The 24,007-nt window shown below is 39.2% G+C and carries 18 protein-coding genes; 6 read left to right on the top strand and 12 right to left on the bottom strand.

Translation table 11 applies throughout. The annotated features are described in order from the left end of the window. Positions 1-6: 6 nt before the first annotated feature. Positions 7-945 (top strand): protein translocase subunit SecF, encoded by a 939-nt coding sequence (gene secF, locus ABJV04_RS03445; protein WP_348490021.1) that lies wholly within the window; start codon positions 7-9, stop codon positions 943-945. A gap of 414 nt (positions 946-1,359) precedes the next feature. Here secF and ABJV04_RS03440 read toward each other — a convergent pair whose 3' ends face one another. Both ABJV04_RS03440 and ABJV04_RS03435 read right to left on the bottom strand, forming a co-directional pair. Next, positions 1,360-2,340, bottom strand: a complete 981-nt coding sequence (locus ABJV04_RS03440) for a transposase (RefSeq protein WP_348489871.1) — start codon at positions 2,338-2,340, stop codon at positions 1,360-1,362. A gap of 303 nt (positions 2,341-2,643) precedes the next feature. Further along, positions 2,644-4,977, bottom strand: coding sequence for a peptidase U32 family protein (locus ABJV04_RS03435; RefSeq protein ID WP_348489870.1), 2,334 nt, complete (start codon positions 4,975-4,977; stop codon positions 2,644-2,646). Positions 4,978-5,196: 219 nt separating this feature from the next. Here ABJV04_RS03435 and ABJV04_RS03430 point away from each other — a divergent pair, with 219 nt between their 5' ends. After that, the gene (locus tag ABJV04_RS03430; RefSeq protein WP_348490020.1) at positions 5,197-5,865 is read left to right on the top strand and encodes a glutathione S-transferase; all 669 of its coding nucleotides are present in this window, start codon (positions 5,197-5,199) and stop codon (positions 5,863-5,865) included. A gap of 27 nt (positions 5,866-5,892) precedes the next feature. Here the strand turns inward: ABJV04_RS03430 and ABJV04_RS03425 are convergent, their stop codons facing one another. From ABJV04_RS03425 to ABJV04_RS03385, 9 genes are all read right to left on the bottom strand, one after another. Beyond that, complete coding sequence (locus ABJV04_RS03425) at positions 5,893-6,390, bottom strand: RT0821/Lpp0805 family surface protein (RefSeq protein ID WP_348489869.1); 498 nt, start codon at positions 6,388-6,390, stop codon at positions 5,893-5,895. Positions 6,391-7,340: 950 nt separating this feature from the next. After that, positions 7,341-7,868 (bottom strand): hypothetical protein, encoded by a 528-nt coding sequence (locus ABJV04_RS03420; RefSeq protein WP_348489867.1) that lies wholly within the window; start codon positions 7,866-7,868, stop codon positions 7,341-7,343. An 11-nt stretch (positions 7,869-7,879) separates the two neighbouring features. Further along, a complete protein-coding gene (locus ABJV04_RS03415; protein WP_348489866.1) occupies positions 7,880-8,701 on the bottom strand; it encodes a hypothetical protein in 822 nt (273 codons plus the stop codon). Between the two features lie 12 nt (positions 8,702-8,713). Then, positions 8,714-10,258 (bottom strand): serine/threonine-protein kinase, encoded by a 1,545-nt coding sequence (locus tag ABJV04_RS03410; RefSeq protein ID WP_348489865.1) that lies wholly within the window; start codon positions 10,256-10,258, stop codon positions 8,714-8,716. A 739-nt stretch (positions 10,259-10,997) separates the two neighbouring features. Beyond that, positions 10,998-13,118, bottom strand: a complete 2,121-nt coding sequence (locus ABJV04_RS03405; protein ID WP_348489864.1) for a TonB-dependent receptor — start codon at positions 13,116-13,118, stop codon at positions 10,998-11,000. A gap of 717 nt (positions 13,119-13,835) precedes the next feature. Then, positions 13,836-14,597, bottom strand: coding sequence for a hypothetical protein (locus ABJV04_RS03400; protein WP_348489862.1), 762 nt, complete (start codon positions 14,595-14,597; stop codon positions 13,836-13,838). A gap of 145 nt (positions 14,598-14,742) precedes the next feature. Then, positions 14,743-15,354: a response regulator transcription factor gene (locus ABJV04_RS03395; RefSeq protein ID WP_348489860.1), complete on the bottom strand. Its 612-nt coding sequence runs from the start codon at positions 15,352-15,354 to the stop codon at positions 14,743-14,745. A 48-nt stretch (positions 15,355-15,402) separates the two neighbouring features. Continuing rightward, positions 15,403-16,524 carry a sensor histidine kinase gene (locus ABJV04_RS03390; protein WP_348489859.1) on the bottom strand — a complete coding sequence of 374 codons (1,122 nt, stop codon included), beginning with the start codon at positions 16,522-16,524 and terminating at the stop codon, positions 15,403-15,405. A 34-nt stretch (positions 16,525-16,558) separates the two neighbouring features. Then, on the bottom strand, positions 16,559-17,164 hold the full coding sequence (locus ABJV04_RS03385; RefSeq protein ID WP_348489857.1) for a hypothetical protein: 606 nt from the start codon (positions 17,162-17,164) through the stop codon (positions 16,559-16,561). A 671-nt stretch (positions 17,165-17,835) separates the two neighbouring features. Here ABJV04_RS03385 and ABJV04_RS03380 point away from each other — a divergent pair. After that, entirely contained in the window at positions 17,836-18,819 is a 984-nt protein-coding gene (locus ABJV04_RS03380) for a DNA topoisomerase IB (RefSeq protein WP_348489856.1), read from the top strand. A 313-nt stretch (positions 18,820-19,132) separates the two neighbouring features. On the opposite strand, the gene ABJV04_RS03375 is transcribed toward ABJV04_RS03380, so the two are convergent. Next, positions 19,133-20,995, bottom strand: coding sequence for a winged helix-turn-helix domain-containing protein (locus ABJV04_RS03375; protein ID WP_348489855.1), 1,863 nt, complete (start codon positions 20,993-20,995; stop codon positions 19,133-19,135). Between the two features lie 150 nt (positions 20,996-21,145). Here ABJV04_RS03375 and ABJV04_RS03370 point away from each other — a divergent pair, with 150 nt between their 5' ends. The 3 genes from ABJV04_RS03370 (at position 21,146) to ABJV04_RS03360 (ending at position 23,796) form a co-directional block, all read left to right on the top strand. Beyond that, a complete protein-coding gene (locus ABJV04_RS03370) occupies positions 21,146-21,919 on the top strand; it encodes a sterol desaturase family protein (RefSeq protein WP_348489853.1) in 774 nt (257 codons plus the stop codon). Positions 21,920-22,408: 489 nt separating this feature from the next. Next, positions 22,409-23,281 carry a hypothetical protein gene (locus ABJV04_RS03365; RefSeq protein WP_348489852.1) on the top strand — a complete coding sequence of 291 codons (873 nt, stop codon included), beginning with the start codon at positions 22,409-22,411 and terminating at the stop codon, positions 23,279-23,281. 14 nt (positions 23,282-23,295) lie between these two features. Continuing rightward, on the top strand, positions 23,296-23,796 hold the full coding sequence (locus ABJV04_RS03360; RefSeq protein WP_348489850.1) for a hypothetical protein: 501 nt from the start codon (positions 23,296-23,298) through the stop codon (positions 23,794-23,796). The last annotated feature ends 211 nt before the right edge of the window (positions 23,797-24,007 follow it).

The following is a 24,007-nucleotide window of genomic DNA, read 5'->3' as shown; positions in this document are numbered from 1 at the left end:
CTTAATATGACCAAAAACAAAAGGGAAAAATCATCGACCTCCCTTTCTCGATTCAGTCAATATCGGATTGCAGGATTCTATCTTGCCATGACGTTGATGGTGCTGTCTGTGGTGGGTTTAGGGATGCGTGGATTAAATTTAGGATTGGATTTCACGGGTGGTTATATGACGGAATTCACCACCAGCCAAAGTATCGACAAAGCAGACATGCAACGTCAATTGGATGCCCAACTCACGGCGGATTTTGAGCTCAATAGCAGCGTTACAAATACCCACTGGACTGTACGCCAGGCGGATGGTGTAGCTGATGTTATAGATAAAGCTTGGCTCACAGAATTCGCAAAACAAAGCGGTTACCAAATTACTCCGCAAGATTCGGTTTTTATTGGCTCACAAGTGGGGTCAGAATTGATTGATAACGGCGGTTTAGCCATGCTTGTTGCTGCAATTGCGATGATGATGTATTTGACCTGGCGTTTTGAATGGCGCTTAGCTTGCGGCTCATTGGTAGCGTTGGTCCATGATGTATTAGTGGTGCTAGGGTTATTTGCGTGGCTTGGCCTACCGTTTGATTTGACGGTATTAGCTGCAGTACTCGCCATTATTGGCTACTCTCTGAATGACTCCATCGTAATTGGAGACAAGTTACGTGAAGTCATGAGTGCCAAAAGCAATCTAAACATGAGTGACATAGTGGATACCGCGGTTAAATCAACATTAACTCGCTCGTTAATAACCTCGGGCACCACACTGGCAACCATCGCCTCAATCTGGCTCTTCGGTGGACAGCCACTACAAGGTTTCGCCATAACCCTATTTGCAGGTGTCGTATTTGGGACACTCTCATCAGTTGCCGTTTCGGCAACAATCCCGCAACTAATCGGTTTAAACCCCGCGTTTTATCAACATCGTGCGCAGGAGTTAATTCTCAATGACGAACCTTAGATCCCGCCAAATATAGTGTTTTGATAGCAACTTAATGCCCACTTAGGTGGGCATTTTTCAGTTAAAAGCTGCGCACTAGCTGGACAGCCATGCTAAGGCGCACTAGCTGGACAGCCATGCTAAGGAGCAGTTATTAGCGATATTAGCGGGACAGCCATAGTAACAATAAGATTATTAACAGGCTAACAGAGTTAATAATAAATAAATTATTGAGACACCCATTTTAAGAAAGATATATTTGGTGGTTGTATAGCAATATCGGTTTATGCAAATGAATTAGTTTACAGAAGTGTTGAGGATTTAGATTACAAAAACTGAATTTTAACTACTCTCAGTAAGCTCAATTGTCAGTAATTTACCAATGAAAAGACACAAACAACTTGGGTCCCAAACTTGGGTTTAGTTTCCCTGACGCTAAATAGGATTGAGCAACTGCTTTGCTTTTGCCATACCTCGAATTCGTTGGTGATTTATGCTGCATTTGAATTTCTGTAGCATATATTCGCTGCCTGCTGCGATTGAAAAGTGACGCTCAAATTCGGTGCTTAGTGTTAACCACTGTTGTATATTAATTCTTAAGCGAGTAAGGAGCTTATTTTCTCTATTATTTATAAACCCAAGCTTATCATCTCTTACAATTCTTCCGGTACGGTCCACTAACTCACAATAATCGCTCAAACTGAAAGCGATACCTTTAGATGTATTTATTCGGTCATTACCCACAAAACGCAGTAGTGATTTAGGCTGTTTACCAGTTTTCGTGGCCGCAATGCGCTTGAAAATACTTGTATGTTTAGAAGTTTCAGGAGTGCTTTCCATGTTAGCTCGAATTGGGTTTAAATCGACATACGCCATACAAGCTAAAAGTGCTCGTTCATCTAGTAATGCTTGGGATTTGAACCTTCCTTCCCAAAACCGGCCAGTGCATTCATCTTCCTTGTTAGCTTCTCGGGCAATATATTCATTCAAGCTCCGCATAAACCAACTGATGTCATACAAGCGCTTACGATACACTTCAATGATTTTATTCACTGTAAGTGCTTCACATTTATTGAGTTTTTTGCTTTTTAGATATTTTTGCGTGAGCAAAGTCCCTTTGTGCAATTTATGCCAACGAGTAAGTACCTCTTTTTTTGAAAAACTTTCAGCAAGATCTTTATCTACGAACAATACAACATGAGTGTGGTTACTCATCACAGCAAAGGCAGCTATATCAATCGCAAAAACCGAACCTAAAAATAGTAGTCTGGACTCTACCCAACCGCGCCGATGATCGTAATTTTGCTTAGTGAATCTGTTTTCTCCGCACAAAAATGATTGTCTTACACACCGCGAAACACAGTGATAGTAGGGAGTCTCACTTAAACATATTTGCTTTTTTCTCGCTTGAGCCATACATCATCCATCCGTGGTGATTGAAGACTTTTAAGCATAGTCGATTGTACAAAATTAGTAGTATTGAAATGGACCTATAACCATTGCAGGTTCTAGAGTGATGATTTTCAAAACCAGTTTAACAAGGATGGGTGTCTTGATAGTAGTGGTGTTGAATCGAAGCTTTCAAAAACCAATAAACTATGATGGGTGTCTCGAAAGCGGTGACCGTGAGCTAAGATGGGTGTCTCGATAGTGAAATAGCCATCAAATATCTAATTTAATGACTATTCACAAATATTTGCGGTAAAGCTGTAGCTCTAACTACAAGCCATTATGGTATTGACTGTCTGTGGACGCTGGCACCATAGTATTTAACTGAGTTTCTACTTGTTTATTTCCTTGCAACAATTCCTCGAACTGCTCAATTAACGCAACTTTGTCTGGGGACACTTTATCGCCAGCGCCAATATTAGTTAGGTCAATCATAAAACCATCAAACAAGTCAGCTAAATCATGAATCACCTGCATATTCAAAAACTGATCTTCATTATAAATACTTGGATAACCTGCTTTTTGTTTATCAATGGCAAAGGACATTCCTTTAAGATTTGTGATGCTGGTAGACTTATCACACGACAACATACAGCCGTTATCAATTCTCGGCTTATCACACCCCACACTTTGTTGGAAAAAACACTGCCTACTCGTCATCAGCAAGATGGGATGATAAATACTGTAAAACAATTTAAAGTTTTCAGGACGAGCAATGTTTTTCATCTGCATACGATTCAACTCGTTCGAAATAAACGCACCACTACAGTCAAACTCTTCTTTCATGGCCATTAAAGCATAGGAATTAGTCGTATTTAAAAATGGGCCGGCAATCCACTTTATCCCTAATTGATTAGCATGGTAAGCAATGCCGGTATTATTTGTGACAATTAATGGTGGCATAACTTTTTCTAAGATATTAATCGCCACGTCATAATCTTTACCAATTAATACTGCTGGAAACCAGGGGATAAGACGAGGGTTTTCAGCAAGGAAATCAATATACTTCGTGCAATTTCGCTTGTAAGCATCAGGTAACTTAAAGTAAATATCAGCGTCAGTAACATCCGCCAATGCCACATCAGATTCATCGCAGATTAAGATGGAGAGCTTGGGTTGTTGCGAGCCACCAGCATCTTTGGCGTGACTTGTTAATTTCGGTAATGTTACTGGTGGAATTAACGCTTGAGCACCATTTAATAAGCGAATAGCTTCATTTTTCAACGTAGTCAGTTCACGAAAAGGGACGGTTAACCCTGCCGACAAATTCTTTGAATCAATTTTAGTTAGCTCATAATCTCCGTTACTTAAACTTTTAAATCGCTTCTCTAACGCGACTTCATCAATTGCATTTTTATCACTTCTTGTCAATAAACTGCTTGATTGTAATGTAATGGTTTTGCCATGAGTCTGCGGCTTTTTATCCTGGAAAGGTTGCTGTTTACTTAAATCATCAGTTTTGATAATAAGTGTTAATGGGCAACCTTCTTCACCGGAGAATGAAAGTTCCAAAGAGACTTTATCGATACTCAAATATTGGATTTTTTCCCTTACGATATCGTGAAGTTCGTTCTTCTCTTGATACAAGGTTTGCTTCACTTCTTGTATTTGCACAACCGATATTCTATTGCTATCGGTGTCAGAGTTAGCTTTGGCGATGGCATGATTTTTAGAATTGTCGCGTGGATTATCAATAAACATCGATTGATTTAAATCACCACGTAAAAATGCATTGGAGAAATCTCGATTAAACACCTTGTAGAGACGCTCACCATCTTCAAGTAGTTCACCCGTTTCTACAAAGCCATCGATTTGTTTACGGAAGCTATCCACAACGGTATGAACGTAACTCGAGCCTTTTATTCGACCTTCGATTTTAAACGAATAAACGCCGGCTTCGATTAAAGCGGGAAGATCAAAAAATGCAGAGTTATCTTTTAGGTTAAGAGGAAAGTTATTTCCTGATTCAGTAGTTTCGTATTCTTCACGACACGCCTGGCTACAACGACCACGATTACCCGAATTTCCCGCACTTGCAGAGGTTGAATAGCACAACCCTGAGAACGCAACACATAATGAGCCATGAACGAACACTTCGGTTAAAATGTCGTGTTCGCGACTTACTGCGGTTAACGAACTAATTTCTCGCAAGTTTAATTCTCTAGATAAATTAACCCTAGATGCCCCTAGTTTTTTTAGAAAGGCAATTTGCCCCGCATTATGAGTAGTAAGCTGAGTAGAGGCATGAATATCTAAAGTAGGAAAATGCTTCTTGATAAGATTAAACATACCAATATCCTGAACAATCACGCCATCTAAGGTGGTGTTTACTAACTTACTTAACAACTTAGCTAAGGTAGTAAACTCCTGCTCTAGAATGACTATATTCAGGGTTAGAAAAATCTCACATTCATATTGATGAGCGAGCCGAATAACACCAACAAGTTGCTCAAAGGAAATATTCGATGCACGATTACGGGCATTGAAATTATCTAGACCACAATACACGGCATCGGCACCAGCAATAATCGCCGCTTTTATGGCATCAATGTCGCCGCCAGGGGCTAACAATTCAATTTTTTGCTGGTTTTGGATACTACTCATGCCGACATTACTCATTTAGGTGCGATTTATTTTAAGAGGGATTTACGGTTTGTTTTACATCCCGCATTTATGTGCTGATGATTTTACCTGTATATTTAGCCAATGAATATCACTAGAGTGGATTATTCTCGTCAAATCCTGCAAAGTGCCGAGTTTAGACATTTATTAATTAAGGTAAGTGCCAGCTTCGGCAACTTTAAAAACAATAGAAAAGTAACTATGACCCAGCCGATTCTATACTCATTACGAAACTGCCCTTATGCAATGCGAGCAAGAATAGCGCTTTTCAAAGCCAACCAATCCGTTGCTGTACGTGAAGTAAAATTAAACAATAAACCTGCAGAAATGCTGAAAGCTTCCGCGAAAGGTACGGTACCCATTTTAGTAGTGGAAAATGATTTAAAATCGACATTGATTATTGAAGAAAGTCTTGAGGTTATGTTGTGGGCGTTAGCTCAGAGTGATCCTAATGATCTGCTTCGGAAAGACGAACCAATGGTCCTACCTTCAATGCTTTCGTTAATTGCTCGTTTTGATGACGAATTTAAAACACATTTAAATGCGTATAAATGTGCCAAACGCTATAAAGAAAACAACCTGATTGAGTGTAGACAAGCATGCGAGGTTTATATTCAAGAATTAGAAGATTGTTTGTCGGTTGGAACCGCAGATAATCAGACTAACAAAACGTCTTATATCATCTCAGACCAAGAGAGTTTGGTTGACATAGCGTTACTCCCTTTCATTCGTCAATTCGCCAAAGTCGAACGTCAATGGTATCAGCAATCTCCTTACCCAAAGGTTAAACAATGGCTTAACCACTATCTACAAAGCGTCATGTTCACCAAAGTAATGACTAAGTTTGATGTTTGGAACTCGACGAACTGACCCTTTTATTCCTAATGATAAAGAATATTATTTTCTAACGATCCAGTTACCATCTCCATGACGACAGGCCTTGCCATGCACTACCTCAGAAACTCCCCCTTTAGTAGCTTCAACGATATAGTCTCTACAGGTTTCACCATTCAGTAAGTCGGTTTTGATTGGAACCACACGATATTCATAGCCTGTATCAGGGTTATACCACTGCGTTGCCACACCGGTACGAACCATTTCTAAAGAGTGTGAGACATAAGTTCTATCAGTATGATTCATATGATGCCCCACATTACCACCGATACGAATTTCTACAGTTGGCCCAATAATAGTAGCGTTAGCATGAGCATCATCTTTGCCAATTTCGTGACCGATAACACCACCAATAATGCCCCCGATAACTAATCCAGTAATAACGTTGCCGCCTCCCCCGCCGTGACCATGATGTATTCCACCGCGCCCCGCGCAAGCAGACACCGACAAAACGCTGATACAAAGCAATGCGACAACCACTTTTTTAGAATGTGTAAACATAACAAGAACCTCTTTATTGTAGTGATGAAAATAGTACGGATAACAAAATTTTCTCTTAAGAGAATGGGATCAATTTTAACCACCAATAAATGAAGTTTTGTGCAAAGAATGTGAAGAAAATGCGGATTTAAAGACTGATAGTTGATTAGATGTGTTGGACTTATCCTTCACTTTAATCAGAGCATTATGTAAGCAACTTTGCCGTGCAAGTTGGGGTTTCAACGAGAGGTATAAACGAGACACCCATGTTTATTGACTGTAATGTAAATAGGATACTCACAAAATGAGTCCTGCTTTAACATGGCTGTCCATGTAAACAGTTTTACGATGTAGCGAGAGATGCAAAAACACGCAAGATATAAACGAGACACCCATGTTTATTGGCTGAAATGCAACTAGGACAAGCACGAAATGAGTCCTGCTTTAACATGGCTGTCCATGTAAACAGTTTTACGATGTAGCGAGAGATGCAAAATATACTGATGGCTAACAAGCAAATAGAACTCTGAAGAATATGTAGAAACGTAAATTGGACAGCCATGATGAGGATGGTATTAACGAGACACCCATGCTTATTGACTGAAATTCAACTAGGGCACACACAAAATGAGTCCTGTTTTAACATGGCTGTCCATGTAAACAGTTTTACGATGTAGCGATAGATGCAAAATATACTGATGGCTAACAAGCAAATAGAACTCTGAAGAATGTGTAGAAACGTAAATTGGACAGCCATGATGAGTGATTTAAGAGGATTATTTGGACACCCAGTTTTACTAGCCATTTTTCAAAGGGAATACACAAAGGAAAGCGAACTAACCTAAATTTGGAAATTACCGATCAAATGTAATGAGCGACTACAAATAATACAGCTTAAATTAAATGTAGAAATACAAGGCCCCAAAAGCCAATTGATGTTCAAAATCAAAGCCTAGCAGGCTATCATTCTATTAATTAGTTAATGTATTTTTGGCTCTTATGGCAGCTATACGCTTTATCCCATCCTCAATCACGATAGTTTGTTTTTCTACATTTGATAGCTGTTTTTCTGCAGTTTCAATACTAGATTTAAGCTCATTTTGTTCGAAAGATTTTTGCTCTATTTCGCTTTCCCGGGCTGCAATTAAGGCCTGACTTTGTTGATTTAATCGATTTATTTCTTCAGTTTGTAGTTGAAATGATGCAATTTCTGCTTGAAGTTTATCTCGTTCCTTTTCGGAAATTTGATATTTTTCCAAATCTCGTTTTGCAAGATATAGTTGAGCGTTATAATCATCCAGTACTTGGCTTATACCATTGGCGCGTTCGTTCAAACCTTTTAAGCGAATACGCATTTCTTTAATGAATGTTTCAAATTGACCAGTAGATGAACCTATAATTACATCCATCGAACTTTGCTCTTCGGGCTTTTGAGATACTGCACAACTCGTTAAACCTGCGCTAAAAGCGATTAGAAATATTAATTTTGAGTAAGACATTTACTATTTCCTTATCCAGCAATCAAATTAGCCATAACAGTGTTATCAGATTTAAGTTCGTTAATTGTGATTTGTAAATTAGCAAGCATTGAAGCAAGGTTTTGTCTTTTTTCTAAAAGTTCATTATAAGCATTTTGCGTTTTTTCTTTATCAGATTCTAATTTTGAGATTTTAGATTCTGATTCCTCCAGTGCGCTATCTAGATATTCTAATGTATCGGTATAACGATCTTTTAGCGTTAGGCTTTCCTCAAGCCTTGCTTCAGTCTCCGCTTTAAGTTTTTTAGCTTCTTTGATTTCTGCGGCTGTTAGTGATTGCTTTGCTTTGAGTTGGTCGATACGAACTCGAGTTTGTTCAATTTCTAATTGTGTTTTTTCAAGAGCACTTTGACGCGTCTCGATTGCAGTTTCCGATGCTGTAATCTCAGACTCTAAAAACTCATATTCAGTGGCATAACTGAGACGTCTTACTGCAATAGCCTTTCCTACATATTCCCCCAAGCTAACCCCCCCCTTCATGCCCAAAAGAACACAACTTCCTATAGCTTGGGAGCGAAAAGGTATATTGCCGAGCTTTTTGTGGCATGCATAGCCCAAGGCAATTCCGCCAACAACTTGACCAATGGTTTTTGACGTTGATATATCTTCTTTTGCCAACTGTTCAACGGGGGAGCTGACATCAAAATCACTTAAATCTTCAGTTTGGTTCTGTGTGTTTTTATCTTTTTCTTCATCATCACCAAATATTGATCCTAATGAAAACTGTGCATGTCCTTGGAAAGCAATTAACGAGCAAGACATAGTCACTAGCAAAAGTAGTTTACAAATTTTCATCTTATCGTCCTTTTAAATTGTTAACTTTCGTTTTATTAATGATTGTTTTTCAATTTTTGTAGCAAACTCTGAAGTATCTTTAATTAAATTATGTAAAGCTTTAAAAAAGTCAGACTTTTCGTAATTTCCGTGTACTGCGGTTAATTCAATTTCGTTACGTATAATGGAGTCAAATTCTGCAAAGGATAGCTCTCTTTTTTCAGCCAATATTAGGGTTCTTTCTCTAGCTTTGAGCATTTTATCTTCGATAGCGACTTTGTTTTTTTCAATGCTTAATAGCAACAAATCTAAATTTTTTTGTGTATTTGCATCCAACTCACCCAAAGAACGCAACGTGTTGATAACACTCTGATTACTCAGCATTTCACTCTGAGTCAATTCAGCTTTAGTTATTAATTGATAAATTATATCAAGCTCTTCAGTTAAACTAATTTTGATAGTGTTAGAACTGGATGAAGTGAGGTCTTCAGGCATTGAAGTTTTATCATTGCTTTGAGCTATAAAAATAGCTATCAAACATATAAATGCCAGACAGGAAAATCCCGCTAATATTTTCAGTCTATTTTTTTTAACTGTCACGTCAGCAGAGGTGACATCAGTATCTGTTTCTTTTTCTGTTGAGGTATCTGTATCTATTTCTGTGTCTCTATCAACTGACTCTAATGCTGCTTTAAATTCTTCTGCAGTTTGAAAGCGATCGCTTATCTTAATAGCCATCGCTTTTTGCATGGCATTAATTAATACCGTTGAGTAACTATATTTAACATTTTCAATGGCTTCTAATGCAGGATCCTCTTTTCCTTGCATTACGGACAAGACTCTATCTTGGGCAGCAGGAGGATTGGTATTCATAATGATTTTCCAAATCATTGCCCCGACGGCGTATATATCAGTCCATGGTCCTAACTCACCTTCTGAACCTAATTGCTCCAAGGGAGCATATCCAGGCGTATGCATTTGATATTGGGTTTTTTGACTTTGTTGGAAATTTTGTTTGGCTGCTCCAAAATCAATTAATAGAGGTCGATTGTCGGACATGCGAACGAAAATATTAGCAGGCTTGATATCTCTGTGTAGCACTCCTTCAGAATGAATAAAACTCAACCCATCCAATATTGGTCCTATAAGTGCTCTAATTTGCGGCTCTGAAAGTGAGTGACCTGCCTCAGCATGATTTTGCAGTATTTCAGCTAACTCTAAACCCTGTTCAAGGTTCATTACTAGATAAGCGGTACCATTATCGTCAAAGAAATCCTTACAACGGATGATATTCGGATGATCATCAAACACGACTAACTGTTGTGCTTCTCGTAAAAAGGAATCTATACCTACCTGAAACTCTTCAGCATATTGTTCTGTTTGCGGATAAACGGTAACACCTTCGCGCGAAGCACAGTGCTGAGGGAGATACTCTTTGATGGCAACATAGGAGTTCAGCCGCATGTGTTTGGCTTTGTAAACTATTCCAAAACCTCCCATTCCAAGAACTGACTCAATTTGATATTGATGAACAATCGTACCTGCAGGTAGTGCTATATTTTGTGGCTGACTATTCATAATCCATTTCTATTCATTATTCTATCCGTTTTCGATAGCCAAACATAAAGCAAGCAACTGTGCGCATTAGCTGTTTTTTTATTCGTTCTCAAATAGCAATCTAAATCATCAGTTGTCTCTTGTCTATTTTATATACAAAAAATCCGTTATTAACAATCGCTTGAAAAATAAAATCCCAATTCAAATTGATGGAATTATTACCAAATGAAACACTGTTTCTTTAGCTAGATATGTGTGACTTTTCAAGCTGCGCGAATAGTAGAAAATAATCGGGACACCCACGCTAGAGGTGCATAAAAAGCATTTAAAGTGCTGAGTGGTTGCTTATAAAACAAGCAGGCTTAAACGTGGATGTCCATGTAAATAGTTATGGGTGTCTTAATAAGAGCTTGCCTATATACGATCTAAGCGGAACCATGGCCAGATGAAACTCCTTTGCTTTAACTATATGTTTATGATTTATCCAATTGCGAGAATAATAAAAAAATAATCAAGACACCCATGCTAAGAAATAATCAAGACACCCATGCTAAATGTGCATACATTACGTGGGTAAAAAAGCCATTGAGGGACTGACTTTCCTCTCTAAAGATAAGTGAATACTCATAAATACCGATCTGCTTTAACACGGCTGTCCATGTAAAAGGTTTTTAATTTGGTTGGGATTGTAAAACGAAATGAAGGGTAACGAGCGCATAAAGCACCCGCCCCTTTTTCATTATGAAATCAACGTGTAGCCTTAAAACCGAGCTCTAACACCTAGACTAACGGAACGACCTGGTAGCGGTACTTCATCCTTAACGTACGAAGAGTGCACTCGCCCCTCTGTATCCCCAAGGTTCTGTCCTTGTAGATAAAATGTCATATCCACATTACCCAAAGGTAGGTAATAATTAACGGACGAAGACACCATTGTATAACCATCAGTTTCTGTCTCATAAGAAGCAATATCGTCTTGTTTACTGTTGCGAATCACTTCAACTTCACCGTGCCAATTGCCTTTTTCATAGTGCAATGAACTACCGAATCGCATAGGCGGAATACGAGGTACATTGCCTCCTTCATCTAATTTAGCGCGAGTATAATCACTAAATAACTCCCAGCGTAATTCTTCCGTCAAGTGCAAGTCTACTTGAGCTTCAAAACCATATAAGGTGGCATCTTGCTGTTCAAAGTTGATTACCGATAAACCATCAATTTCTTCGTCAGACTCGCCATTTAATGCAACATCGGCATCAAATTCCGCTTCGGTGATCAAATCTCCCCCCGAATACACTAAACCGGTACGCTGCTCAAAGATGTAATCACTTACCTTATTGTAAAATACGCTTAAAGTGGCATTCCAGCGATCCGTGTTATATCGGTATGTTAGATCGACATTATTCGACACTTCTTTATCTAAATCTTGTGACGATTGACTTACTGAATAAACCCCATCAAGTTCGTTGATATCAAAACTGCCACCAATTTCATAGGTTTGTGAGCCTACGTGAGGTCCGTAAGAAAACATTTCAGAGGCAGAAGGTGCTCGTTGAGAATAGGCATAATTAAAGGCTAATGAGTTTTGATCGTTAATTGTCCAAACTACACCTGCAGATCCCGATAATGAGGTATACCTTTTGTCGTCAATTGAGATACTACTGTCCAACTCAGAATAAAAGTCATTGTCGACGTCATGATTGAGAGTTTCAACTCGTGCGCCTAATTGCCATAACAAATCGCCTGTTTCACGTTCTTCTAATAGAAAAGCAGCGATAGAATCCGTTTTAGTAGGCGGTGTAAATGCCTCCTCACCTAATGCAGACGCATCTATATAATTATAGTGGAGTCCAATTACCCCTTTCCAGCCGTTAATCAGTTGATGATCTGCCCATAATCTAGACTCTACTGATTCATTTTTAAAACTCGTTCCAACTTCATCACCTTCAAACTCGGTGTGTTCATAATCAGTATATGCAGCTTTAAAATGAACACCTTCAATGGGACCACTCAAGTTGTTCCAATCAACTACGCCTTGATAGCGATCTTGCTGTAATTTGATATAAACATCTTCTTCAACCGGTAAACCATACTCAGAGTCCATGCTACCGTAGGATAATGCCACGCGGGTATCATCGGTTATCCAACCACCGCCAAGATTGAATCCATGTGCACTGATAGCTGAATTAGCTAACTCACCACTACCGCCAGTCTCATCAATATTTGCTGGTACGGGAATTTTATAGTCGTCGGTATCTCGATTATAACCGTCTACATGAAATACAAAATCACCGCTCCCCATATTCAAATCAGTTGATACGGTTTTAGCATTAGCCACATTGTCATATTGGGCAAAGGCTTCGCCACTAAAGCCTTCTTGACGCTCTGCCGGAAGTCGATTATCAACCACATTGACTACCCCTCCGATTGCACCACTGCCATACAGTAACGTTGCCGGACCTCTTAACACTTCAATTTGACTCGCAGTTGAAGTTTCTGTGGCAACTTGGTGATCAGGCCCTACACGGGAGGCATCAGAAACATCTAATCCATTTTGCATCACCTTAATACGAGGCCCATCTAACCCTCGAATGATGGGACTACTGGACACTGGACCAAAATAAGAACCATGCACGCCTGGCGTACTACTCAATGTTTCGCCAAGGGTTGCTGCTTGGTGTTGGTCTAACTCTTCACCACTTAAAATAGTCACAGGTGTACTTGATTGCAGGACTGTTCGGTTAAGGGGTGATGCAGTAATGACTATTTTTTCAATATCATTTTCGTCTTTTTGAATATCGTTATTGTGGGTTTGTGCTTGAGCATTGGATGCTAACGCTGCTAATACAGCTATTAGCAGTCTGGATTTTTTAGATTTCATTGATTTTTTCTCTTACATACAAATAAAACAACAATCCCTCACCAAATAAATGGGGGACAAAATACTGCAGGGTGAAACGAATTAAACTATTGAAGGTGGATCACGGTTTCCTGTAGCTCTAACAGACACCGGAAGGTAGTGAAGCACCAATATTTCAATTACATTCCCAGTAAGAGAAGTATCTAAAGTAGAAAGATTGAGGAAGGGTATTGCATTGTCATAATCATCAAATACTAAGCATTCGATACAATGATTATCAGTCTGAACTATATGAGCGTCGTCATGTAATCCATTAAAAATGGTATATCCCAGCGCGCACATAAAGATAAACACAATGGCATATTTTGGCATTGTGCTTCTATTTACTGAACGGGGATTTGGACAATCACTCATATGATATAACGTAACACAAGAAGGTTGGTTCGACGAATGTCATTAGGCTGTTTTAACTCACAGGTTATCGCAAAGTTTAGTCGTTAATCCCCCCTATTGAGACACCCATAATAGCTCTTTGATGTTTACCCGTTTAAAGGTCATAAACATGGGTGTCTTGATAAGCTTATCGCAAAGTTAAATCGTTAATAACCCCTATTGAGACAGCCATAATAACTCTTTGATTTTTACTTGTTTAAAGATCTTAAACATGGGTGTCTTGATAACCTAACCATGGGTGTCCTAGTAGTCGCTCGTTTAACATGGGTGTCTCAATAACTGTTATCACTGATTACGATAATAAACTGGGACTTGGTTTTGTTTATATCCATCAATATAAAATCGGGTTGGCCAATCGTGTGGGGGATAGTGTTCATCCTTTGTCGGTTTTTTTGGCGTTACATCTGTAGTGTGAGAATTTGGGAGAAGTTGATTGCTACCCGGTACCGTATCTCGGGTATCAATATAGGTGTCGCTAAAATCTCCACATGAACCAAAGTGCTCGATTCCATAATCCCAAAAAATACCTGAATACACGCTAACAGGATCTAGATAAGTGGTTTGCACTATTAATTGTGAATGGACTGATTTAGCGCCTTCACATATTCCAAGTACCACAAAAGCGCCACAACTATGGCCGATAGCATGAATTGCTTTAACGCTTGTTTGCTTAGCTATGCGCTTCCCCATCTCAACGCCAATTTTTCTTCCTGCAACTGAACATAAAAACACATTGCCAGAAAATTCTTGCCAATCAATACTGTGATTTTGTTGTTTTATATCACCTAATTGAGGATAAGGATTCGTTGCCATCAGTGACTGTAGCTCATCACTCCAATCAGCGGGTGAACCTTTTACACCGTGGGCTGAAAGGCTAATATATTCGATCCCTCTTGTTAAAGGAAATTGAGTGGCCGATGAAAAATCCCTTGGCCAATAAACATAGATTGCGAATCCTAATGTACCAAGTACAAATGGGATCCCAGGTATAATTACCAACCACCACCAAATGAAGCGGATTATCGTTTTCTTACTAATTTTCAACACGGCGAATCATATTTTGAAAATGGGCCTTAAGTGTGAAGAGTTCCTGAATTTTTAGCAAGCTCGATACTTTGCTAACTCTGCATGCATGAAAGTCAACACTTTAGAAAATGCCACAAGCTAAACTATTCATCCAATTCACAATTAATTATAACCAGCCTTTTTGATCTGCAATTCGGGCGGCATCCACTCGGTTAGTGGCATTTAACTTAGACATAGCCTCAGACAGATAATTGCGCACTGTGCCTTGGGCAATAAATAATTTTTCGGCAATGTCTGTAGTCGATAACCCCTGAGCCGCAAGTTTAAGGGCTTTTCGTTCTTTAACATTTAGGGGATCTTTATCTCCTAACGCTAACATCGCAAGCTCAGTATCAATTACTCTATCTCCACTGATAACTTTGCGTAAGCAGCTTATTAAATGATCACTTGGGGCTTCTTTGAGCACAATCCCCTTTACCCCAGCTTCAATTGCCCTACGCATATACCCAGCTTTTGCGAAGGTCGTCATGATTACCACTTTAATGCTCGGATGTTGTTTTTGCAGGGTTTCCGCCAGTTCAATGCCGCTTAGGTGAGGCATTTCAATATCACTTAATACCAGATCGGGAATAACTTCCGAATGATTAATGAAACTAAGGGTTTTTTCACCATCACTACAGGAAGCGACAACCTCAATATCGGACTCGAATCCAATTAATGCGGTCAGTGCATCCAGTACCAAGGTTTGATCTTCAGCAATAACTAATTTTGTGGTCATTAAATATCCTTTTTAATTTAAACTACAGGCTCACAAGGGTAGCTAAGATTAAGCCAGTGAAACACGCATTTCTAGGTGCATTCCGTCGCGATGATGTATATTAAACGAACCATTTATCATCTCTAAACGCTCTTGAATGCCAGTTAAACCGTTCCCCGCCTGATATGACTTGCTAGAGTTACTTCCGTTGTCACCAATGCGCATCATCATTAAGTTGTCTACAATAGACGCTTCAATATAAGCTTTACTTGCTTGGCTATGACGCAGAATATTAGTCACCGCTTCTTTTGCCACAAAGGCCATTTGCAGTTCAATATTTACGGGTAAATCAGCTGCATTCAATTTATTTGTGCTCAATTCAACTTCGATATTGGCATTTTCAAGCAACTTTGTCAGTGTATGTAACTCATTTTTCAACGAAAGTTTTTTCATGCCTGAAACCGCTTTTCGGACATCAGACAACACTTCTCGGGAAACAGCACTGAGCTCTTTTAATTGAACTTTTGCTTCTTCTGCTCGGTCATGCTGCAGAAGTTTTTCTGCCAGTTCAGCTTTTAATGCAATAGTTGAAAGAGTGTGCCCTACAAGATCATGCAAATCACGACCAATACGCTCACGCTCAGCAATGGCACTCACCTGGGCTAGCTCATTTGCAGCGCGTTCTTTGTGTATTTCAATGAAGGCCTCCTTTTTTTCAAGCAATCCAAATGTAAATAGCGCCAAGCAGGCAAAAAATGAGGGAATTAGAAAACGGAAATCCAAGGTGTCATAGTGTAAAATCGACAATAACATGGCAACTAAAACCATAACCAAACTGACAACGCGCCTCCAACCTCTCCCATGATAACCAATTAAAAAAGTCGCAAAACCGTATAAAAACACCCCGCCAAAATTAACAAAAGAGGCACCAACACAGGCAAGTACTAGGCACACTATTGGCAGTATTACGGCTTTTCCACTGCTAAAAACGGCCCATACATAAAACGCTACAAATGATACAAAGATAGCAATAGACGCAATCAAGTGATTAGTGCTAACAGAATTGGCATTCATAAATAGAGGAACAAAATAAAAGAAAGAAAAAGCGAGGGAAATGAATGACCACTTCTTGCGCTCGCCACGCCCTAAGGCGGGCAAGCTGATGTTTGAGTTCGGTTGAGTTGTAGACATGAAAGTTCCTTGTGAATGCGACTTCATCACTCAGCTAGGCATGACGTAAAGGTGCAGTAGTAGACTCAACACCTTTTGCATCCGTTGAATCCTTTAAGCTGGCATAACGTTTTTCTTGGATGTAAATGCTTGCAATATATATCACTACAATCACCGCCGGTACAGTCACAAATACCTGTTCAGGGGCAACAAAATAACAAGTTACTATAGCAATGGTTCGCGTAATGGCATGAAAATACCCAACCCAATGCTGAATGGCCCAAGATAATGGCATCCACATCAATCCAGCAAGAATCCCAACCGACATAGGGATAGATTCGTTTTCTTTAGTGGCGAAAGGCATAACAATCGCAAAAACTAACAACGCCATCACGACTCCTGCCATAAACAGGTTATCAAATTCATTTTTCGGACCTTTTCGATTAAAAAAATCTTCGCCGGTGAGCTTGGCAAAGAAAACCCCCAAATAAAAAATCGCTCCACAACCTAACCAAACTGACCATACTTTTATTTCCATTGATTCGGCAAAAAAGCCGATTAATCCAATGATGCTCCAAACTATCATTCCTGCTAACGGCATTGCTAAAAAGCGACGTTGACGGAACAGCTCGCGTTGTTGATCTAAAGTAAGTGTTTTCATTTGTAATCTCGTGAGTTGTTTAAAAGACGAGTTTATTATTACTAAAGTGGTCACTCCGGGTAAGGCACAAATGTCACCAATAAGATGTGACATTTGTCATGATATCTCTGCCAACTACCACATGGTTAAAACGACACCCGCATAAAAACCCCATATAGGTCGTGTGTTAGTCTCCTAGCCCCGCGTGGGTAAAGTATTCGTAAACGATATTGCGTGATAAAGGTGGGTGTCCAGGTAATTTGTTTGGAGAAGCTTTATCGAGACACCCATAATAACCCTTATCAAGACACCCACGCTTAATTCGGTTCAAATCATTTAATCAAGGGTGCTTTAGGGTGGGTGTCCTGGTAATTTGTTTGGAGAAGCTTTTATCGAGACACCCATAATAACTCTTTTCAAGACACTCTCGCTTAATTCGGTTCAAACCCTTTAATCAAGGGCGCTTTACGGTGGGTGTCCTAATATTTCATTTTTAATGATGGATGTCCTTGTAAACTTCTTAACATGGGTGTCCTGGTAATTTTCTAACACATTCGGCTAGCGATATTGCTATCAAAGCTAAATAAGAAGTATGAAAAATGATAGTTAATTAGGGTGATCGTCTTACTATAATTAAACGTAATAACCCAATGTAGTTGAGCTAACACCTAACCAATATTAGGGAGATTGACATGGAACGTTTTATTGTTCGAAAACCTTTCGGTGATACGTTTACGTATCAATACCCCACAGGGAAAACCGTTAAGAACAAAGGGATCAAACGTTGGGTTCAAAGTTTAGCTATTCCACCAGCATGGCAAGAAGTACAGATTGACCTTGATCGTAGTGCCAAAATATTAGCCTTTGGCCGAGATGCACAAAAACGCAAACAGTATATTTATAATCCCAAATGGACAGAACAAGCAAGTGAGCAAAAGTTCGAACGAATTTTACGGTTTGCTAAAGAGTTATCCACAATGCGAAGGGTTACAGGGCAACATATCACGCGACGTCCCATTGATGAAAAAGCAGTTTTAGCTTGTATGGCTCGCATGCTTGATGAGGCGTTTTTTAGACCAGGCAATCCCACATATACTCGCAACAATCAAACGTACGGTTTAACCACATTGCGTGTGAAGCATATGAGTATTGAAAATGGTCAGGTACATTTTGACTACGTTGGTAAAAGTCAGCAACCCCAACATCGGGAAGTTGATGATAAGCATGTAAGGAAAGTTTTAGCACAATTAGAAAAAATGACAGGTTATGAGTTATTTGATATCACTTTGCCGGATGGCAAACGCAAAAAAATCAATGCCCAAGATTTAAACCAATATATTTCCGAAGTTATGGGAGAAGACTTTAGCGCAAAAGACTTTCGGACGTGGGCAGGAACCGTATTAATGGCTATTGCTCTTGAAGAGCTTGGACCAGTAAATGACCAAAAGATGAATAAAAGCAACGTACTAACGGCTGTTAAAAAAGTCGCGAGTGAATTAGGAAATACCCCTGCTGTTTGCCGGTCGAATTATATTCACCCTAACGTAATATTACATTACGAAGGTGGTCGCACCCTGGCATACTTTCGTAAACAACTTAAGCGTTCGCGAGCCAAGTATTTCAGTCCAGACGAAAAGGCAACGTTAAAACTTCTGGAATATTTAATCTCGACTTAGATTGCAACTATCCATACTTCTATCAAGGTTATTCCTTCGCTATCCTCTTATCTGCTCAATGGCCTATTAAAACTCAATATTTGTAGGCCTGTTAACAAGACACCCATGTTTATATTTCTGTTTGCTTACCTTTCTCAATATCTGAATTACTTAAGCTTTAACGTGGGTGTCCTGATTATTAGTGTGGGTGTCTTGGTAATTTTTGATCTGCAATTAAACATGGGTGTCTTAGTAATTCTCCTTCTGAATTAACTAATCTTTAACGTGGGTGCCCTGATTAATAAAACTAAGCACCGTCATGTTATCCACTAGCTTATTTGGGGTATTGCAAAACTATAGGATCATCAAGCCCTATGGTGGTTAGTAGCGCTTTATATCTAACATCCTTTTTTAGTCCTTGTAGCCTTGGATCGTTTCGCGTGAATATCAAACAATTCGATTGATATGCAACTGCTTGATTAAATAACTCAAACGCCTCATCTATATTATCCAACAGCACATGAACAATAGCCGTTTCATACGGACACATGTATTCATTACTTGCCTGAGCTTCGTTAATTAGAGCCATTGCCTCAACTTCTTGGCCTGCAGACGCATAAGACTGCGCCAACAAAATCAGAGGTAAAGAGGCACGATTACTCAGCTGCACGCCTTGTTTAGCCAAGGTAATGCTCTTTTGACTATTTCCGTTAATATATTCCGCCACCGATAAGTTTAATAACGGGTAAGGCAATGATGGGTGTAACTTAACTTTGTCTGTTCCCCACACTATGGCCGCATCAACTTCATTTACCATTAATAGCGCCCATAGGCCCCAATCAGCAATTTCTAAATTTAACGGGTCCAACCTATCAGCTTTCAATAAAGCGCTTTTAACACCATCCACATTACCCATCGCAGAATGGTAGAGTGCAAAACCTAGCTCGGTCAAAGCAATAGAAGGGTCTTTTGCTTGCGCTTTAGTTAACATGTTCCATGCGTCTTGCCACTGCCAAGCATGAACATAAGCAAGGCCTAGTTGCGACATTATTTGTGCTGACTCTGGGTTTATATTTAATACTTCAATTGCTGAGGATATGACTTTGGGTAAGACTTTTTTAGGCTGCTCAAAAAAGGTCATAATTACTCGATATGCATTTGCCTTGGCGATATAGGCCGCTTCAAAATTCTGATCAATAGAAATCGCTTCTGAAAAGTAGTCAATTGCGCGAAGCACTGACGCATGAGTCATAAGAGAAAGTTGGTATTGTCCTTGAACATAAAGATCGTAAGCTTGAACATTATTAGTCGGAACTTTTACGAGGGTTTGTTTTTCGTTTTCAAGCACAATCACTTTTAACGCGTCTGATACCGAAGAAGCAATTTCGCTTTGAATGTTAAATCGATTGGTACTACCAATTTGCATATCAAAGTCACCATCCCACAATAATTGACCGTTCGTCAGGTTTTCGAACTCGACCGTAATACGGATATTGCCTGCATCATCCTCATTAATAACACCGTCTAAAACATAATTTACGTCTGGTATTTTTTGTTTAATATGAGTTCTGGTCTTATTCTCTTTAAAGGCAAAAGATGATGGCGGCGGCACAATCGTAATGCCAGATATTTTTCGTAACCCTTGTATCAATTCTCGAGTAATCTGATCTGCGAAGGGCTCCCATTTAACTGAGTGTGCACTAGAAACGGATAAGGGCAACACTAAAACATAAGGAGGAGCGTTTTCTTTAGTCGTTGACGTGTTAACTTTCCATAAAAAAATCACGGTCACGAGCAATATGATAAAAGTAAAAGAGATTTTTGTTTTATGGGACATTTTTCGATTTGCGGGCGGTTGTGAATTTTGCTCCGTTATTGATGGTTGGGAAACTTCATTCACGGGCGCAATAAACTGATAACCACGAGATCTCACCGTCTTAATGACTTGTTGTAAATTGCCATTATCACCTAAAATTTTACGTGCCGATTTTATATGATTACTTAACGAGGTATCAGAGACTTCACGACCATCCCACACAGTTTCAAAAAGCTCTTCACGAGTTACTAGCCTTTGCCGGTGTTGAATTAAATAAACAATTAAATCAAAAACTTTTGGTTCAATAAGCACAGGGGACTTGTCTGAGCGCAACTCAAACTTATTTAGATCAACCTCAATGTTGTTAAACCGATATATCACGTCAACTCTCCACAGATTCGATCTGACCTAAGCCTACTTCACCGAAAGATTATCCATTCATTATGTAATCGTTAGCTAGCCATCATGCTTCATTCTTTCTAACCCTGATAATAAAAGTAGGTTTAATCACATAATAAAAGGAGCTCTATTATGCCTACACCAATCGACATCCTTATGGATCCATTATCAATAACTTTACTCGCCATTTATGCAGGACTTATTGTTTTGGAGGCGTTATTACCTGGGCAACCTGTGAAAAAAGTAAAAGGCTGGATACCCAAGGCCCTTGCTGTCTTCATTGTATATTTCTATTTATCGACTTATTTACCACTAATATGGGACAAGTATTTATTACCTTATCAGCTTGTTAACCTCGAAGATATCAACCCGTATATTAGTACGATAATAGCGGTTTTAGTATTTGAGTTTATGATTTATATCTGGCATCGAGCCATGCATAGCAATACATGGTTATGGAGAGCCTTTCATCAAATGCATCACAGCGCTGAACGCTTAGATACCTTCGGTGCTTTTTATTTTAGTCCTTTAGACATGATAGGTTTTACCCTTATTGGCAGCCTAACCCTAACCATAGGTGTTGGACTAGCTCCGGAAGCCATTTCATGGTTTTTATATATCACAATGTTTTTAGCAATATTTCAACACACCAACATCAAAACACCGCAATGGCTAGGCTATATAATTCAGCGACCTGAAAGTCATTCAATTCACCACCAACGAGGTATTCACCAATACAATTATTCTGACTTACCTATTTTTGATTTGATATTTGGGACCTTTAAAAACCCTAAAGAATTTTCTACAAATATCGGATTCTATGACGGCAGCTCAGCAAAATTAAAGGAAGTGTTACTCGGCAAAGATATCGCTAACGTCAATCACCAAAATTTATCAGAGCAATAGATAGCACTGCAATGTTACGTACATCAAGCACCATAAACGCGGAGGCTTGCACACTAATGATTTGTGCAGGCCTTTATAGGTTTTCGACTGATGTTAACAAGACACCCATGTTTATATTTCTGTTTGTTTACCTATCTAAATATGTGAATTACCTGCGCGTTAACGTGGGTGTCCTGATTATTAACGTGGGTGTCTTGGTAATTTCTGCTCTGCATTTAAACATGGGTGTCCTGGTATACCTCTGGTATATCTAAAATTTCTGATTCTTTTGGCAGAACTAACTCCCTAAAACTAACTTTGCAGTTATCGACCATGCTAATCCGCACTCACAACACTGAGACAATTATCACCCGAAAAACTGTTCAAAAATCAACCAAACATATGAGTGTGAACTATACTATTGCTTGTAAGGAGGTGATGTTTATCTACCTATATTACGGTTGATGTATATCCGTATCGAATAGTTAATAAATGTAACAAGGAGAAGTTATGAGATTTATTCAATATATACAGCTATTTCCATATGCGCTGCTAATATTTTTGCTGTCAGCGTGCACCCTAAACGTCGATGTATCTGAAGATGACGAGCCAATATCAGGTTCTAGTGTTTACGAGTTATTTGTCATTCAGCAAGATATGGATGACGCTTTTAACATATTATTTGTTCCCGATGCTTCTTATGGCGATCTGGCTAATTTAGCTAATCGTCAAGCCTTTGTAGATGACCTAACCAATGCTATTGAAAATAGCTATTGGCAAAATCAAGGTTATTACTTCAACCTAGGGCGCTTTAATTATTATTACACTCTAGACTCTGGAAGTGTCGTTGAAAACGAGCTCGATGAAGATGGGAATTTTCGTTGTCCTTCAGTTACTTGGCCTAGCTCTATTAGTTCAGACGGCGCTTTTGCCGATGCAACTATATTAATACACAGCAATGAACTACGCGATTGTGCTAACCCAGCATCCGGCCGTGCTACCGCAGAGCCCACAAGCTATAGAACTATTGTGCATGAAACTTCACACGCAGTGTTTGCCTTGCCCGACGAATATTGCTGCGACTCAAACTACAGTACTAACGTACCTGTTCTGTATGCAACTGAGACTGCATGTGAAAATGATCCTATCAATGCGGCTTGGAGAAACTGTACAAGTTTCGTTTCAGATAGAGATGGAAACGACTGGTGGCGTTCAGAAGGCGATATCACGACCAGTGCAATTATGTTATCAGGAGGAAATACAGTTTGGGAATTTGGTCCAGCTGATTGGGTAATTATGGAAGCTGCTTACCTCTCGTTTCCGAATGCAAGTTCAGCGGGAACCCCCACAATCTTTGCACCAAATAATTGGAATCGTCCCTAATAAAGGAATATAACATGAGATATCTATTACTAATTTTAACGGCTTTATTGAGTGCCGCGTCATTAGCGCAAACGAATAGCCAGATGCCAATCGAAACACCTAAATTTGAACCAACAAAACAGCATAAACCGATGGCAAAGCCTACAGATTACCAACGCATAGCGATTTTAAATATCAACTTAAAATATGACAAAGGTGAAGCGGTCAATGCAGAACTAGTGCGTTCACGAATTATCAAATCCGTTGCTCCCAAAGTCTTTACGCGACAGATGGGAGACTGGCAGGTAATCATTGGCAACAACCCGAAAAATGCTTTTTTTGTTAATGACCCCGGTTATTTAGAGGTTGAAAATGATGATAAAAATGAAATCCCTTATCATTATATCTCTCGTGGTGCTGACGTAGCTTGGGATCTAGTAGTTCCACTTTATAAGGATGGCCAAAGTATCGATGCTTCGACTATCACAATAAAACGAGTTAAAGACGGAAAACAAATTTTCGAATCAAAAATTTAATCTCAAATAGGCCAGCTAAAACTGGCCTATCTTTTAAATTAAAGCGATTCTATTTTTTGTTTATGAATGAAAACCTTGTCATAAATTAATTAGAAACCGTAACGCAAAACTGTCCCTCGAAGAGTCAAACCCATAACCTGTAATGTATTCCCTCTATTATGCAAAACCAAAGGTCAGCTATTTAACAAGACACCCATGTTTATATTTCTGT

The organism is Aliiglaciecola sp. (genome assembly GCF_039982535.1).
In the GTDB taxonomy this organism is placed as follows: domain Bacteria; phylum Pseudomonadota; class Gammaproteobacteria; order Enterobacterales; family Alteromonadaceae; genus Aliiglaciecola.
This window is presented reverse-complemented; position numbering and strand designations above follow the sequence as displayed.